Origin of the sequence: Lacticaseibacillus casei DSM 20011 = JCM 1134 = ATCC 393 (assembly GCF_000829055.1) — a bacterium.
GTDB lineage: Bacteria > Bacillota > Bacilli > Lactobacillales > Lactobacillaceae > Lacticaseibacillus > Lacticaseibacillus casei.
In genome coordinates this window covers 1,832,277-1,848,886 of record NZ_AP012544.1, presented here as the reverse complement: position 1 = coordinate 1,848,886, position 16,610 = coordinate 1,832,277, and the positions used below count along the sequence as shown (strand labels likewise).

General features: G+C 48.2%; 15 protein-coding genes and 1 pseudogene. 6 read left to right on the top strand and 10 right to left on the bottom strand.

Annotated elements, in window-relative coordinates; all coding sequences use genetic code 11:
* Nucleotides 1-92: 92 nt before the first annotated feature.
* The 3 genes from LBCZ_RS09105 to LBCZ_RS09095 form a co-directional block, all read right to left on the bottom strand.
* Nucleotides 93-554, bottom strand: coding sequence for a hypothetical protein (locus tag LBCZ_RS09105; protein WP_039639208.1), 462 nt, complete (start codon nt 552-554; stop codon nt 93-95).
* A 56-nt stretch (nt 555-610) separates the two neighbouring features.
* Nucleotides 611-1,516, bottom strand: coding sequence for a proline-specific peptidase family protein (locus LBCZ_RS09100; RefSeq protein WP_025013446.1), 906 nt, complete (start codon nt 1,514-1,516; stop codon nt 611-613).
* A gap of 316 nt (nt 1,517-1,832) precedes the next feature.
* Entirely contained in the window at nt 1,833-3,662 is a 1,830-nt protein-coding gene (locus LBCZ_RS09095) for a monovalent cation:proton antiporter family protein (protein WP_025013447.1), read from the bottom strand.
* Nucleotides 3,663-3,733: 71 nt separating this feature from the next.
* Here LBCZ_RS09095 and LBCZ_RS09090 point away from each other — a divergent pair, with 71 nt between their 5' ends.
* From LBCZ_RS09090 to LBCZ_RS09080, 3 genes are all read left to right on the top strand, one after another.
* The gene (locus tag LBCZ_RS09090; protein WP_025013448.1) at nt 3,734-3,931 is read left to right on the top strand and encodes a hypothetical protein; all 198 of its coding nucleotides are present in this window, start codon (nt 3,734-3,736) and stop codon (nt 3,929-3,931) included.
* A 317-nt stretch (nt 3,932-4,248) separates the two neighbouring features.
* Complete coding sequence (gene helD, locus LBCZ_RS09085) at nt 4,249-6,540, top strand: RNA polymerase recycling motor HelD (protein ID WP_025013449.1); 2,292 nt, start codon at nt 4,249-4,251, stop codon at nt 6,538-6,540.
* 5 nt (nt 6,541-6,545) lie between these two features.
* The gene (locus tag LBCZ_RS09080; protein WP_025013450.1) at nt 6,546-7,022 is read left to right on the top strand and encodes an acyl-CoA thioesterase; all 477 of its coding nucleotides are present in this window, start codon (nt 6,546-6,548) and stop codon (nt 7,020-7,022) included.
* A gap of 405 nt (nt 7,023-7,427) precedes the next feature.
* On the opposite strand, the gene LBCZ_RS09075 is transcribed toward LBCZ_RS09080, so the two are convergent.
* Nucleotides 7,428-8,480, bottom strand: a complete 1,053-nt coding sequence (locus LBCZ_RS09075) for an IS30 family transposase (protein WP_080769598.1) — start codon at nt 8,478-8,480, stop codon at nt 7,428-7,430.
* Nucleotides 8,481-8,771: 291 nt separating this feature from the next.
* Here LBCZ_RS09075 and LBCZ_RS09070 point away from each other — a divergent pair, with 291 nt between their 5' ends.
* Entirely contained in the window at nt 8,772-10,181 is a 1,410-nt protein-coding gene (locus tag LBCZ_RS09070) for a C69 family dipeptidase (protein ID WP_039639203.1), read from the top strand.
* Nucleotides 10,182-10,258: 77 nt separating this feature from the next.
* Here LBCZ_RS09070 and LBCZ_RS09065 read toward each other — a convergent pair whose 3' ends face one another.
* Entirely contained in the window at nt 10,259-10,594 is a 336-nt protein-coding gene (locus tag LBCZ_RS09065) for a hypothetical protein (protein WP_025013771.1), read from the bottom strand.
* Between the two features lie 163 nt (nt 10,595-10,757).
* Between LBCZ_RS09065 and coaA the strand changes: the two genes are divergently transcribed.
* Entirely contained in the window at nt 10,758-11,684 is a 927-nt protein-coding gene (gene coaA, locus LBCZ_RS09060; protein ID WP_025013770.1) for a type I pantothenate kinase, read from the top strand.
* 179 nt (nt 11,685-11,863) lie between these two features.
* A complete protein-coding gene (gene guaA / locus LBCZ_RS09055; protein WP_025013769.1) occupies nt 11,864-13,417 on the top strand; it encodes a glutamine-hydrolyzing GMP synthase in 1,554 nt (517 codons plus the stop codon).
* Between the two features lie 164 nt (nt 13,418-13,581).
* Here the strand turns inward: guaA and LBCZ_RS09050 are convergent, their stop codons facing one another.
* The 5 genes and pseudogenes from LBCZ_RS09050 to LBCZ_RS09030 all read right to left on the bottom strand — a co-directional run.
* The gene (locus LBCZ_RS09050) at nt 13,582-14,745 is read right to left on the bottom strand and encodes a tyrosine-type recombinase/integrase (protein WP_025013768.1); all 1,164 of its coding nucleotides are present in this window, start codon (nt 14,743-14,745) and stop codon (nt 13,582-13,584) included.
* Nucleotides 14,746-14,853: 108 nt separating this feature from the next.
* Nucleotides 14,854-15,423, bottom strand: a complete 570-nt coding sequence (locus LBCZ_RS09045; RefSeq protein ID WP_025013767.1) for a hypothetical protein — start codon at nt 15,421-15,423, stop codon at nt 14,854-14,856.
* Nucleotides 15,424-15,481: 58 nt separating this feature from the next.
* Nucleotides 15,482-15,901, bottom strand: a complete 420-nt coding sequence (locus LBCZ_RS09040) for an ImmA/IrrE family metallo-endopeptidase (RefSeq protein ID WP_025013766.1) — start codon at nt 15,899-15,901, stop codon at nt 15,482-15,484.
* Nucleotides 15,902-15,932: 31 nt separating this feature from the next.
* On the bottom strand, nt 15,933-16,229 hold the full coding sequence (locus tag LBCZ_RS09035) for a helix-turn-helix domain-containing protein (protein ID WP_052253354.1): 297 nt from the start codon (nt 16,227-16,229) through the stop codon (nt 15,933-15,935).
* 78 nt (nt 16,230-16,307) lie between these two features.
* Nucleotides 16,308-16,451, bottom strand: a pseudogene (locus tag LBCZ_RS09030) (GntR family transcriptional regulator); the annotation flags it as partial.
* Nucleotides 16,452-16,610: the final 159 nt, after the last annotated feature.

Below are 16,610 nucleotides of genomic sequence, written 5' to 3'. Positions count from 1 at the left end.
AAAACGCTTGCTGTCCAAGCAGCTTGAATTTTCAAGCTACTGGCAGCAAGCGTTTTTTTGCATTTAATGATTGTGAAGCAATTGGCGACAAATCAGTAATTACCTCTAATTACGAAAAAGGAACCCCGAATCGTGCCGGCAAGCTTTGATTTTTGGCGGGCAAACTTGAACTTACCGATGAGTTCATCGGGAACAGCCATGCCTTCACTGAGTTTGAAGCCGACTGCCCGTTTTTTTGGATCCGTTAACGAATACATGACATTAACAACAAGTCCGTCTTGATAATAGACTTCGACCCAGCGCATGCGGGGCAATGCCAAGTCACAGATTTCCAGCGGCTTGGCCGCAAAAGTCAACGCCCGTTCGGCTAAGATTGTTTGCAGCCAAGCAAAACTGTCCGACTTTTCAGCAATCGGATACGTCACATAAGGCACTTTGAATTTGTTCCAAATGTAGCGCGCTTCATTGGCGCGTAAACCAGCCAACGATTGGGCGACAGGCGAACTTTCGAGGCCAGTCGTGCTGACGGTTTTAAAATCAACGGTATAGGCCATCGGAAGGCTCCTTTATATAAAAAGCGGTGCCGTAGATGGCAAACCGCTTTTTACAACTAGTCATTGAAAGTGCCATTTTCAACATCGGAAATGAACTGCTTCAGGTGCTTAAAGTAAACCGGCGCATTGTCGATCATGTGATGGTGGCCGCCATTAGGAGTGGTGACCAGACGTGCATGCGGAATGACTTCGGCCATGCGTTGCGCGGCTTTTAGCGGCATGGTTTCGTGTTCGCCAAATGTCAGCAGCGTCGGTACCTTGATGTTGTGGATTTGATCGCTGATGTCCCAGTCCTTCAACTTGCCGGTGACAACGAATTCGTTATCGCCTTGGAAAGCATTATAAACCGGCGTTGCCATGGTGCTGATTAAATGGGAAATAGCAGGCGGCTGCTTGCGATCAACGTACCCTCGGTTGAGGACATCGACATATTTTTGATACTGCGGATCATCCCATTTGCCGGCTTTTTCGATTTTCTTCATGTATTTAACGGCTGAAGGCGGCAGCGCCTCTTCGCGGACCAAGTTGATGTGCTCCACGTATTCATTGATGTTATCCACCATGGATGAAATGATGGCACCTTTAAGATGCTGGCCGTATTTCAACGCATACAATTGAGTCAGTGCACCGCCCCAGCTTTGACCGATTAAGTAAAAATGGTCCAAGCCCAGCTTCTTGCGCACTTCTTCGACTTCACCCAAGAAATAATCCGTGGTGAGGTACTTTTTGGCAATTTCCGGATCGGAATAGTCAGGCTGATCCGAATAAAACGATCCGAGCTGATCGTACATATGCACTTGAACACCGAGATCAGCGAGTTCCTCGCCAAAATTCTCCCAGTATTCGTGAGTGCCACCAGGGCCGCCGTGCAAGCACAGCAGATGAATATCGCCTTCACCTTGCGTGTTGGTCCACAGGTGGTACCCGTTGTCTAAGGTCAGGATCGTTGTTCCTTGTTTCATTTGATCACCTTTTTTTCTTAGAATAATCTCATTGTACCACGTCAGGAAGCGAAAGCCTGATTGAAAATGGTTGTCGGATGGCAAAAGGTATGCGCCTTTAGGTTGGTTCACAATTCACTGTTGCAACATAAAAACCAACATGTGCACACGAACAATGGCAGATCTTGCGCGTCTGTTTACTTTTCGTTCGCCGGAGGAAACTTGTTAAGGTTGTTAAAATAGGAGTGCCGAAGCGGAGATTGCGGAGTTTGGCACGGCAAGGAACTTATTGCCTAAGCTTTTCTATATCGTTCAAGAAAAATAGTGCCTCAACGATTTAGTTAAGCTTTTCAACCTGCGTCCGAATGTTGCGGATCAAGTGTTTGTCGCCAGAGAAGATGAGGTGATCGCCAAGGTGTAGCTGGGTGTCGCCGTGCGGAGCGATGAACTTTTTGTTGCGGTAGATCTGGCTGACGGTGATGTCGTCGATGAATGGCAGGTTCTTGAGTTCGAGACCAGCAAAGCGCGAGTTGCGGATGGTCACTTCGTAAATTCCGGCAATCGTATCGTCTAGAATCTGCAGCGTCGACGGCGTTTCGATCAGGCTGCGGAGAAGGGCGATGTTGGCGTCAAGCGCATTGAAGACTTCGACACCTTCGTCCCGCAAGCGATCATAGCGATCAGTGGTAGCATCCTTGGCGGCAAACCGGGTAATGATACGCGGCACCTTTTGGGCGAGTGCCATTTTGGCAAGTGCGTAGTTGGTGTCCGCGTCGAAATCACCGAGCACGATGATGTCACAGTCAAAAGCGCCAGCCGCCTTCAGTGCATCTTCCTGATAATCGGCTAGAGAGATGGCGACTTCAGAATTATAGGTGCGGAAGTTTTCCGCCTTATCGGTAAACAGTTGGACGTCATATCGGTCCGAACTTAGATGTTGGGCAATTGGGACAGTCAACAGATTGCCGCCGATAAAAGTGACGCGCGTCTTCTTGAACGTTTCCGGTTCCGGTTTGAAAAGCCGATTGAAAAGAATGGGTCCACTGACACAGGCGATCACAGCCGCCAGCGTGAAGGCACCGGATTGCTGTTCCGTCACAATGCCAAGGTTGCGGCCAACGGTTAACGTCGGGATCACCAACGTAATGGTAGCACTTGATAAGAAAGTACCGGCCAATGCATTTGATACCTTGAAACGGCGGCGCAATACCGGATAGAGGCCAATTTTGGTGATAAAGAAACCGACTAGAACTAAGGGAATCAATGAGAGGCTTTTAGGATCGGCAATTAAGGCCTTTAAATTCAGATTGGCGCCGGTGACGATGAAGAAAATCGGGATGAAGAACCCGTAGCCAATGGATGTCAGCTTATCTTGGGTTTCCTGTCGCGGGCCGAGCAGCTTCATCACCATCCCGGCAAGAAAAGCCCCTAAAATAGATTCAGCCCCGACTTGTGAAGCAATCGTGACTAAGGTGAAGACTAAGAAGAAGGCCAGGCGAATGTCTAATTGCGTGGTGCTTTTATCGATCGCTGCAAAAAAGCTGTAGACCCGTTTGAACCGCGCCAACAACACCAAAGCTGCCAGCAACAGTAACAGCAGCAGCCAAAGATTGCTGTCGCTACTGCCATTCACGGCGGAGTATATCGTCAAGCTAATAAGAGGAATCACTTCGCCTAAAGCTGCAATCAACAAAATCGTTTGGCCAAGCGGCTGGTGCAGCAGTTCTTTTTCTTTTAACGCCGCAATGACAACGCCGAGTGCGATCGTTGTAAAAAGGATGGTTGCAAAAATCGGATAGCTAAAGAAATGAATCAATTGCAGCAGGTAGCTAAAGCCAAGGCTGAGCAGCACTACCGTCGCAAATCCCACTGCAGCAAGTATCACGGGATTGGCTGGCTGCGGTCCTTTTGTCGTCTTAGGCTGAGGCTTGAATAAGGAGAAATCGATTTCCATCCCGGATAGGAAAATCAGGATGGTGACCCCGAGTTCACTCAACGATTGCACGTTGCCGCCGGTGTGCACCCACCCCAAGAGGCTTTTGCCTAATACAATACCAACTAGAATCTCGGCTACCGCAGTCGGGATACTATTAATGTGAAAATGCGCCATGAACAGCGGGGTTACCAGAGCAGCTGTCAAGACAATTAAAAGTGAAATAGATTCCATAATGACCTCCGATCAGCGATAATGGATGAGTCAATCGTAACGAAAAGTATGGATAAATGAAAGGAATGCGTATGATACAAAATCAAAAGCCGCCACGTCAAGGAAAATCTTTCTTCAATCGCCGCGCCGTCATTGTCGGTACTTGCGTTTTAATCGGCCTATTAGTCAGCTTGCCGTTCAAACGCATTTTATTAGGCGTTGCCATCGGTATGGCAGTGGGGTATGTACTCGAAGCGTGGACACCGTTGTTGCGGAGAAAGCGGAAATAGAGAAGAAACAATAAATCAAAAGTTGAAATGGTTTTTGGATGATAGAATCCGAGCGGGCGGAGCGGCGATGGGATCAGTGGTGAGATTGTACTAGCTGGGCGGTTCTCCCAGCGTAGTACAAGGCCGAACTTTGAGACTCAGCCGGTTTTGCTGAGGCTCAAAGTCGTGCCCACCACGTTCCATCCCAATCGCCGCGGAGCCAGCTCGGCGTATCGGGAGTCGCTCAGTTAAAGTAGTTATAGTCGCTTTTGCGGCGCCGGCTCATAAGTGATAAGATGTTATAACGATTATTTGATAACCGTTAAGGAGATGATGGCGTGGTCGAGAATGAGCAGGCTAAAGAGCAGCAACATTTAGATGGCATCATGAAGGAGCTCTCCAGTGCCGAGGTTCGTCTTTCAAAAGAGATGGCCAAGACCAAAACTGAAGAAAAAAGCATTAGCGACAACTTCTTCAATGATTTTTCCCTCAACTTCAGTAATGATGCGGAAACCATTGAAACCGCTGCTTCGATCCAACAACAGCAACGCGTGCTTGATGAGCGCACCAATGCATGGAAGCAAAGCGCCCAGCAACTTGCGACTGTAAAACGATTGGCAGGCAACCCGTACTTTGCCCGGATTGATTTTCAGGAAGGCCAGGAAAAGCCGGAAACGATTTACATTGGTTTCGGTTCGTTTACCAATGAGGCGGGCAAGTTTCTCATTTACGACTGGCGGGCGCCGATCAGTTCCATCTATTATGATGGCGGCTTAGGCAAAGTCACTTATCAAACGCCGGACGGGCCGCAGCAGGTCAACGTCTCTTTGAAACGGCAATTTGTGATTAAAAATGGTCGGATTCAGACCATGTTTGACACCACCGAGACCATCGGTGACCAAATGTTGCTGGAAGTTCTGGGCGAGAAGTCCGACACGCAGATGAAGACGATTGTCACAACTATTCAGCGCGAACAAAACCAGATCATACGCGACACCAAAGCCGATTTGCTGTTTGTGCAAGGTGCTGCCGGTTCCGGTAAAACCAGCGCCGTCTTGCAGCGGGTTGCGTATCTGCTTTATCGCTACCGTGGCAATCTGACCAGCAGCCAGGTAATCATGTTCAGCCCGAACCAGCTTTTCTCCGACTACATCAGCAACGTTTTGCCGGAATTAGGCGAGCAGAACATGGTGCAGTTCACTTACTACCAATATGTCACGCGCCGGTTGCCGCACATTGACGTCCAAAATCTCTTTTCCCAGTTTGAGCAGCAACTGACGCCGGTGCAAAAGAAAATTGCCCGCGTCAAAGGTAGCCTGGATTTCTTCAACGCAGCTAAAACATACGCTACCAGCCTGGAACGTTCCGGCTTGCGTTTCCGCGATATTCGTTTCCGCGGCGAAGTGTTCTTTTCCCGCAAGCGTATCCGTGAGATTTTTTATAGTTACAACGAAAATTATCATATGGGCAATCGCCTGAACGCCACCAAAGAGCGGCTGATCAAAATGCTGAATCGTAAAATTGAATCTGAAACCAAAGCACAGTGGGTTCAAGAAGCGGTGCAGAATTTAAGCGACGAAACGATTCGCTCGATGCAACAAGACGGCCCGAAAGAATTTAAAAATAGCGATGATGAATATCGCTTCTTTGCGCGGCAGTTGGTAATGAAGGGCTTTGACGAGATTCAGCAGGATATTGTCCGGAATCGGTTCATCAACATTCGCGGTCAGTACGTCAGCTTTTTGCGAGAAGTGCCGGCGATTTATGATTTAGCGGCAGAAGGCATTTCTGAAGACGAATGGCAGGCGGAAGTCGATCATTTCATCAACGTGTTCAAGCAGCGGCAGTTGCCAATGGCCGACGCAACGCCGTACCTGCATCTTTACGACCTGATCACCGGCCGGCATGGCGAGCGCGAGATGCGGTATGTGTTTGTCGATGAAATTCAGGATTACACGCCGTATCAGTTGGCTTATCTCAAGGACAGTTTCCCGCGCGCCAAGTTTACGTTGTTAGGCGATCTGAATCAGGCCATTTTCACCAAGGATGACTCACGGACGCTGATCAACGAAACCAGCAAGTTGTTTGATCCGGAGAAGACCAGGGTCGTGCAATTGACGCAAAGTTATCGGTCAACTAAGCAAGTGACGGACTTCACCAAAGCCATTTTGACCTCGGGGCAGAAAATCGTGGCCTTCAACCGCCAAGGACCGCTACCTAAGTTGGTCGTGCGGCCTGATGAAGCAGGGCTAATGACGGCGCTTGAAGCACAGCTAAAAGTAAACAATGAAGCCAAGCAGACAACCGCGGTCATTGCCAAAACGCTCGAGGATGCCGAGGCGATTTACGAGCAGATGAAAGCGGCGGGCATTAAAGTGACGCTCATCAAGTCCGAAAATCAGCGGTTAGCAGCCGGGGTGATTGTGGTACCGAGCTTCCTGGCTAAGGGGCTTGAATTCGATGCCGTGGTTCTTTGGCAGGTCAACGCGGCGAACTACCACGAAGAAGACGAGCGGGAATTACTATACACGGTTGCATCCCGGGCCATGCACCGGCTGACGATGCTTACCAGCCCGGATGTCACACCGTTGTTGGATAAGGTTCCGGCAGATCTGTATGAGCGGGGGTAAAGTTGATGGTTAAAATGCGCGACACTTTGGCAGTTTCGAGTTATCGGGTCTTTCCCGGCATGTTAAATGCCCACAAGACACTGTTTGGCGGCCAGATTTTTACCTGGATTGATGATGTCAGTTCGATTGCGGCGCAGCGATTAGGCCGTCGCGGGTTGGCGACCGGTTCGCTTGACATGGTGCGGCTGGATGCACCGGTCACTTTAGGGGATGCACTGATAATTAAGTGTATGGTCAGCGGCGTGGGTCACCGGTCCCTGGAAGTGTTTATTCATTTAATTGGCGAACATCTGGCGACCGGCGAACGGTTTCAGGTCGGTACGGCTTTTGCAACGTTCGTAGCGCGCCACAAAGAAGACGGCCCGCTGCCAGCGCTTGAAGCGGAATCGGATTTTGAAAAGCGGTTGTTAGCTGGTTACGATGAGCGGCGTGCGGACTATCGGAAGATTAATGCCAGCTTTGGCGAGGTGCCATTGGATTAGCAGGCTGAGAAACATATTGCCGTGCCAAACTCCGCTATCTCCGGCCAGATTGGGGCTGGCGACCGCGAAGCTAGAGGAGTGGGCACGACTTAGAGCCTCTGCAAAAGCGGCAGAGGCTCTAAGCTCGGCCTTGTTGTAGGTGGGGCAAAGAGCGCCCCACCAACAACAATGTCACCACTGAGCCCATCTGGCCTACGATTGCTCCGCCTTGGCACTTCAGCACTGTAACTTCTCGTAACGATCTATAAGTTGCTACAGGGCAAAAAGGGAGCCCATGCCATGCACTTAAAGATTAAGTAGATCTGTAGAACCTTTTATCCGTAAATTGCAAGAACAAGTTAGCCAGTCGTTGAGGACAATCCCAGAACAGGCCGTTATCAAATAGAAGTTGTGGCGCTAGAGAGACTACTGGGCCATGCGGCGAACGCGCCGAGCTTCGGCCTCAAAGTTTTGCTGGGGTGTGCAGTAGCCCTGTTGTTTGCGAGGCAACTGATTCAAGCGGTCTTGCGTGGCCTGCACTTGACTAGGGCTAATGTCATCTAGGGACATGCCCTTAGGGAAGTCCTGGCGGATCATCCGGTTATGTGCCTCGTTGGTGCCACGGTCGCAGGACGTGTAAGGATGGGCGTAGAAGATCTCAGTTTCCGTCCCAGCAAAAGCAGTATTTAAGGCGGTGAACTCGGGTCCGTTGTCGGCTGTGATGGTCTTGATGCAAGCTCCCCATTCGCGCTTGATTCCACGCAATGCATAGCTCACAGAGTCTGCATCTCGTCCTTCGATCAAGCGGAGAAGTTGGCAACGGGTCTTGCGCTCAATCAGAGTCAAGATGACGCTCTCCTTGCCATTGCGTTTACCGACAATGGTATCCATCTCCCAGTGACCGAACTGCCTGCGTCGTTCAACGACCTTAGGCCGTTCCTCGATACTGCGGCCAGCCAGGCGCTTAGCCTTGGTGTGGTGCTGGTGAGAGGTCTTCCGCTTAGTCTTCTCCAACAGGTCGATATTTCGAATCTCTAGGCGTTGGTCGTCAATGTACTGGTACAAAGTCGAGGCACAAACAAGCTCTTCAGGAGTAAACAGCTTGTGTCGCTTGGCATAGCCGATTGAAGCATCCGGCGACCATTTGTCCTGCTTAGCTCGCTGTACGTACCAGGTTAAGAAGACCTGTACGCTGGCGAACTTGTCAGGACGATGACAGCTCAAGCGTGCAGTCTCGTAACGTGCCTGAGCAGCCTCTGGCAGGTATTGTCGATGGTAGACGCGCTTGCCATTACTCTTCTTGACCTGATCTACTGTACCTCGCTTGATTTCATTATTAATGGTCTGCGGGCAGACGCCAATTTCAGCAGCAATCCAACGATTGGACTTCCCAGCTTGGCGGAATCCGGCCACTTTTCCGCGCTCGAGTGATGTTAAGTGCTGACCTTTTTGGCGGTGTGTGCTATCCTGTTTCTGCATCAAGACAATATCCTCTTCCATTGTTTGTGTAGGAACTTCAATGATACAGGATATCTGTTCTTGATGTTTTTTATTGTCCAAAAAATTTTGAGACAGTGGCTAACTTGATTCTAAAATGCGCGAGAACCTTTTATCGCCTGTCATGAGAGCAATCATCTCAAACAGGCGATTTTGTTTACCTAGGTTTCCTGCCAACTATTGGCAAACCCGTTTTTGCGCGGTAAAGTTAACTTTAAATCAAGCTTGTGGGCGTTATGCAGGCGAGACTATTTTGAAAGAAGGACGATTATTTTGGCAAAACGTTATGTCGGCTCGTGTACCACGGTGTTAGTAGGTAAAAAGGCTTCGATTGACGGCTCGACGATTATTGCGCGTAACGAAGACGGCGAATCACCGTTGCATCCGCAAAAGTTTGTCTATGTTAAACCTGAAGATCAGCCGCGTCAGTATCATTCCGTGCTCAGCAAGTTTTCGATTGACTTGCCTGCCGATCCGTTGGGCTACACGTCCACGCCGGAAGCTGAAGATGGCCACGGTATTTGGGCCGCAGCCGGGATTAATAGTGACAATGTGGCGATGACGTCAACCGAGACGATCACGACCAACAGCCGGATTCTGGGTGTTGATCCGCTAGTGCCGGCCGGAATTGGCGAAGAAGACATGCCGACCATCGTATTGCCGTACATTCATAGCGCACGCGAAGGCGTTCAGCGCTTGGGCAGTCTCCTTCAGCAATATGGCACCTATGAGAGCAATGGCATTGCATTTGCTGACAAAGATGAAGTCTGGTACTTCGAAAGCATCGGCGGCCATCACTGGGCAGCGATTCGGATTCCGGACGATGCCTACGTGATCGCTCCGAATCGCTTCAACATCACCGATTTTGATTTTACCAGCGATGACACGATGAGCAGCGCGGACTTGCGTGACTTGATCGAGACGTATCACCTTAATCCGGATGCGGAAGGCTACAATCTGCGCCACATTTTCGGCTCAGCCACCATCAAAGACACCCGCTACAACAACCCGCGGGCATGGTACGGCCAAAAGTACTTCAATCCGGAATTTGACACCACCCCGATTGATCAGGACCTGCCGTTCATCTGCCGCACCTCCAAAAAGATCAGCATCGAGGACGTGAAGTTTGTCGAAAGCTCACATTACGAAAACACGCCTTACGATGTTTACGGCACGACCGGCACGCCAGCGCAGAAAAAGTTGTATCGGCCGATCGGCATTAACCGCAATCAGGAACTCCACATTTTGCAGATTCGCAATGATGTGCCCGCTGCAGTCGCCGGTATTCACTGGCTGGCATTCGGCCCTAATACGTTCAATGCTGTTGTGCCGTTTTATGCCAACGTGAATGACACACCAGCGGCTTATCGCGACACCGGCGATCACTTCGATGTTTCCAAAATGTACTGGTTGAGCAACCTGCTCGCAACGTTTGGCGATTACGACTTTTCCTTGTTCAAGGATCAGGAAGACGTTTTTGAACAAAAAACCGTTGCGGCTTGCCGGCATCTGCAACTGCAAACCGACAAGGCAGTTCAGGATGCCAAAAACATCCGCGAACACCTGACCACAGCAAACGAACAAATGGCTGATTTGGCCATGGCCAACAGCAACGAGCTACTGGGACAGATGGTCGCAGCTGCGGCACCGAAGATGAAGTTGCAGTTTACCTTGCATGATTAATGATTGGCAGCAAAAAAGCGCTCGGGTTCGGGCGCTTTTTGTTTGGAGATTGAATGATTAGCAAAATTGGAGATGTATCAAAGTTCTTGATAAGGCTTTTCTGCTTCGATTTTAGCGAGGCGCTGGCGTCGATAGTCTATAAAATCGATGACGGCACGGCCAGCCGGGAAGCCGCCTGATGCTAAGAGCAGCAATCCCCCAAAGAGAGCTACCGTATTAAGTGAATCCGTCAGTAATTGAAGCAAAAGCCAAATGCCAGCACCAGCAAAAAGTCCACTGACTGCGAGCGTTAGTAAAAAACGAAACCAGTTAAACTTAGTCGACGCTTCAAGGTTAAATTCTGGCCTAAAAATCGGTATGAAAATCGACTCGAGAACAACTTCTGGAATAAGCGACAAAAGAGATTCAAACATAGCAACCCTCCGCTGGTGGTGAGCATATGATGGTAAGTGGCATGAACTAATTGCTCTCATTGTGCACAACCTTTTCTCGGCTGTCAAGCAAAACCGATTGGCCGAAATAACCGGTCGTTTCTATGCTAAAATAAAACCATTAAACGCAAGGACACGGTAAGTTATGCAATCCGAAATGAATTTCTATAAGTTTGATCGGGCAGAATGGTCCCAGTTTCACTCGCAAAATTTTACCAGCGTAACCGATGCCGAGCTGGCGCAGTTACGTTCATTGAACGATGAGATCAGTCTTGATGATGTTAAAACCATTTATTCACCATTGCGCCACCTGATTCATATTCGCTATGAGGATTACCAAGGCGACATGTTTACCTTGAGCCGCTTTTTGGGGATGCAGCGCAATCCGCACACGCCGTTTATCATCGGCATCGCCGGTTCGGTGGCAGTCGGCAAAAGTACGACCGCGCGCCTGCTTCAGTTGCTGCTGAGCCGGGCATATCCAGACAAGCGCGTCCAGCAAATCACCACGGATGGTTTCCTCTATCCCAATGCCGAACTAGAACGGCGCGGCATTTTGGATCGAAAAGGGTTCCCCGAAAGCTACGATATGCAGTTGCTAATTCACTTTATGAACAACGTCAAAAATGCTAGCGGTGTGGTGCGCGCCCCGAAGTACAGTCATCAGATTTACGATATTGTTCCTGACAAGTACGAGGTTATTGACCGACCGGATATTCTCATTGTGGAAGGCATCAACGTCTTACAGTTGCCTAGCAAGCAACCGATTTATGTCAGTGATTACTTTGACTTTTCCATCTATGTCGACGCCGATCCAACCTTGATTGAACAGTGGTATCTGGAGCGATTCGGCATCTTGATGGACACGGCCTTCACGGATCCGAGCAATTACTACTATCAATACGCCATCGGAAATCGCAAGGACGCTTTTGACATGGCGCGGAAGGTCTGGCGGGATGTCAACCTTAAGAACCTGAAGGAATACATTTTACCCACCAAAAATCGGGCGGACGTCATTTTGCATAAAACGACTGGACACAAAATCGATCAAGTCGCATTACGAAAATGGTAACGGCAGGTGCATGCCTTTTTTCAAAAATCGGGAACAACTTGCCAGACAATCTGGCATTAGCTCGGCCGATCACGCGACGGCTTCGCAATTTCTTAGATGAGAGGCTTCTCACTCACGATTGACCAGCCTATGAAAACTCTGTAAAATTAGTGCATTCAAACAAGGGAGTGTGGCGGACTGTGGCAAATGACCAGAACAAGGATTACGATAAGATCATCGTCCTCGATTATGGCAGTCAATATAATCAGTTAATCACCCGGCGAATCCGGGAATTTGGTATCTACTCTGAATTAAAGCTTCATACCATCACGGCGGCAGAAGTTAAAGAAATTGCGCCAAAAGGGATTATCTTCTCAGGCGGCCCCAACAGTGTGTATGACAAAGGCGCGCTTGGCGTTGACGAAGACATCTTTAAACTCGGCATCCCGATTCTGGGCGTCTGTTATGGCATGCAGCTGATGGCGCAGCGGCTCGGTGGGGATGTTGAACCGGCCGACAACCGCGAATACGGCAAAGCCGACATTGAAGTGACCGACGACAGCGCCAAGTTATTCCGTGACCTGCCAAAAGATCAAACCGTCTGGATGAGCCACGGCGACTTGGTAACCCGGGTACCAGAGGGCTTCCGCAGCACAGCTACCAGCGTTAATTGCCCGATCAGCGCCATGGATGACGACGAACGCAAATTTTACGGTATCCAGTTCCACGCCGAAGTGCAAAACACGCAGTACGGCCACGAGATTCTGCATCATTTTGCCTTCGACGTCTGCCACGCCGAAGCCAACTGGAGCATGGATGATTTCATTACCAAGCAAATCGCCAAAATCCGGGCCGAAGTCGGCGACAAACGCGTTCTGCTCGGCCTCTCCGGCGGGGTTGACTCGTCGGTTGTCGGCGTTCTGCTGCACAAAGCAATCGGCAAGCAATTGACCAGCATCTTCGTGGATCACGGTCTGCTTCGTAAAGGTGAAGCCGAACAGGTCATGGACAGCCTCAAAGGCAAGTTTGGCCTCAACATCATCAAGGTTGATGCCAAGGATCGTTTCCTCAATGATCTAAAAGGCGTCACCGATCCTGAAAAGAAACGTAAAATCATCGGCCGCGACTTTATCGAAGTCTTCAATGAAGAAGCCGCCAAACTCAACGGCATCGAATTCCTCGCTCAAGGCACGCTCTACACCGACGTCGTGGAATCCGGCACCGACACCGCGCAGACGATCAAGTCCCATCACAACGTCGGCGGCCTACCAAAAGACCTCAAGTTCAAACTCATCGAACCGCTCAACAAACTCTTCAAAGATGAAGTCCGCGAACTAGGCGAAAAGCTCGGCATGCCGCACGCACTAGTATGGCGCCAACCATTCCCGGGTCCTGGTCTCGGCATCCGCGTCATCGGCGAAGTCACCGAAGACAAGCTAGAAATCGTCCGCGATTCCGATTATATCTTGCGGGAAGAAATCGCTAAACATGGCTTAGATAAGGACATTTGGCAATACTTTACAGTGCTGCCAGGCTTCCGCTCCGTCGGCGTCATGGGCGACGGCCGAACCTACGACTACACCATCGGCATCCGCGCCATCACCTCCATCGATGGCATGACCGCCGACTTCGCTCGGATTGATTGGGATGTGTTACAGGAGATTTCAAGTCGGATTGTTAATGAGGTGAAGCACGTTAATCGGGTTGTGTATGATATTACGTCTAAGCCACCGGCAACAATTGAGTGGGAATGACCGGTAGCAAAAATTAGAAAAGCTAAGCTTGGTAAAAACACAGCTAAACTGTGATTCCCAAGCTTTTTTGTTTGCCATTTTTACTTTTTAATATTGTACAAATGTTTCTTATTTGTGGGAGATTATGTGGGAGATTTTCAAAATCAAAAAACCCCATATGAAAATCACAAAAACTTATCAATACTATTAAAAACGTTCAGACTGGCTGCTTTCGTTGAACGAGTGTAGTCGGCTGTCATTTGAAGATTCTTGTGGCCGAGATAGTGCATGACGTCAATCTGTGGTTTGTTGGCAGCGATCGCTTGTGTTGCAAAATAATGTCTGAGCAAATGTGGGTACACTTCAATGCCGGACTCATTGCTCACTCTTCGCATCAATCTATTGAGATGGGTGGGGTGCAACGGGTTGCCGTCATTGTTAAGCCACAGCCAATGTTTATCTGCTTGGATATGGTTCCTTTGCCTTAGATTATCAGCCGTAACCATTGCGTACTTCAAATAATCAACGGTTTTGCCAAATGCCCATATGGTTCTGTACGACGATTTGGTCTTGAGTGGGCCACCATTAAGCTCATTTGTGTTGCGCTGCATGTCAATCGAGATTTGCGCGACATCGGCATCATTGATTTGATTGTGGGATATTTTGATGGACTCATTTCGAAGTCCCATCACTTCTCCGCGGCGAAGCCCGAGCGTTGCAGTGATGATCAAGGCCATTTCGTACTTATCCAGATTCGTCTTTGCTGCATTTAGCCACAGCTCAAATGAATGTGGTTCTAAATCCTTATTTCGAGGGGCTTTCCCATTGATCTGCATACCTCGAAGCCTATTCTTGTCGATAACATCTTCAAATTCAGCGGCGTTCATGATGCTCTTCATGACAGCATCAATGGTATGGACGGTTGTTAACGCTAGACCGGATTGTGAGAGCGCATCTAAAAAACGCTGATATTTTGCTCTTGAGACATCTTGTAGAGGAGTTTTACCAAATGCTGGCTTGAGATACTTTGAATAGAAGTTTCCGTTCGCTCTTGCTGTTGATTCACGCCAGATACCCATTTTCGTTTTTCGTTTTGCCATTTGCTGGTAATATTGATCAACGGTCATTCTGTGAGCCAAAGATCCCGATACTTCACCGCTGACAAGCTTTGCCTCAAACTGTTTGATCTCAATATCAGCATCTTGCCAATGAACGAAACCGGACTTTGAGAACTCTTTTCTTTCTCCCACAGCGTCATCATAGGTTCGTCTAACACCAAATCTTTTTCCTTTTTTGGTTTGGTATTCATACACCCCGGGATGGCGTTTGTATGGTGTCCATTTTGGCATAATAGTACCTCCAATTTGTCTATTAATTTGAATGATTTGTACAGAAATTCAAACGTATGTTCGTTTTGCCATTAAAATAAAAGCCCTAAGTAAGGGGCTTTTATTGTCCTATTTAAGAGCGGGCATGTCATTACGTTGCCAGTATTTCGTAGCAATATATGGAACGTTCGATGACGAAGAGCTACTCTTGTTAAAAGATTTCAACTTATTTCCGGTAATTTGAACTTTGATTATCGGTATTTGTCCATTGTTAGTTGGATATGTAACCATGATGGCGATATTTGCAAAATCCGTACCTCTTGATTTTTTGAATGCATCCCAGGTTTTTAAAATGTCATTTCCCGCATTTCTCATTGCCATTTTGTCTGATAGGTCGCTCCCGGTCTCTTTGATATTAAGCCCAACTGTTTTAGATCCATCAGAGTTAGCATAAGCTCCGGAAATATTTTCATATTTTATCTCGGAATTGTAATGTTTCAGCATCGCCTTTACCGATTTGTCACTATTCAATTTATATATTTTTGTAGACGGAGGAGCTGATTCTTTTTTAAACTCATTGACACAGCTTGAAATGCCAGCGACTAGTAAAACAATGACGATAAAGGCTGCCCAAAACTTCCAACTTTCCCAAAAAGGCTTTTTAATCTCTCGATGAGATCTCCTAGTTTCGTGTTCCATTTTTAATTCTCCAAAAAGTCTAGCCCATACCGTCTTTCGTGTCTTAGCTAGCAATTAATTACATGTAAAATTCCTTTATTGCTTCCAAAGCAGTGTCTTCCATTGGTGCGGGAATGTCAAAGGCCTGCATAAATTGGTTCAAATTAGCATCTTCTTGATCAACATCCGCAAAATACAAAGGTACAAGTATATGGATTCCGCCTATGTTAGCTTCACCCTCAATACTGTTCTTTGAAGCCGAATAAAAGTATAAGCAAGCTGGGTCTTGATGTAGAACGTGCATTATTTCGTGTGCAGCCTGATAAGGCAATTGCTTCGGCTTGTGCCAGTTCATGTTAACCGCAATCCAACGTGTTTCAGGATTAGAAACTGACGGAGTGTATGGCTTCAGTTTGTATGTCAGCTCAGCCCCGACTCCACGGTCAAAGCCATAGTTTAAAACCTCTCTCAGCATGTCACTAGTAAAATCAGTCATCATGTTTGCCACCTCGAAGAAGTCTCTTGATTATCTAAAGATCTTCAGGCGGAATGGGACGTCCTTCAAAAGTCATAATGGTATCGTTTTTGGGGTCGGCAATATCAACCTCTGAAGGGGCTTTATCGGTTGTCGAGTCATTACCAAGTAAATAGTCTATCGACACATCGTAGAGCACGGACAGTTTTTTAAGCATTTTAGATGAAGGTTTTCTCTTGTTCGTTTCCCACATGCCAACTGTACTAGCGGCAATGCCGAGAGTTTTGGCTAACTCCGCTTGGCTCTGGTTCTTTTTTTCTCGAAGTAAAGATATTCGTTGACCCGTATTCATTAGTTTTCACCACCTATGTATATTGATTTTACCATCACTATTAGTGATACAAATTAAATTTTAAAAAAACTCACATTAAGTGTTGACATTCACTGTTAGCTCGGCAGCCAGTTGCCGAACAGCCGGCAATTGCGCACCGGACTTAAGCCGATCCGTGATAATGGCTTGATATAGGTACTGCTTGATTTGCAGGTAGATCGGAACTTTATCGTCAAATTCCACGGTGTGTCTCCTTATTAGTGTATTAGTTATCCAACACAGTGTATCAATAATCCTCGTGTTTGCCAAGTATCACTGGCCAGTATTTTAACGGCGAGAGTGGCTTCTAAGTTCCAAAATCGCCGCTGCGAGGTACAATGCAAGGCAAGAACCAGCATGAGA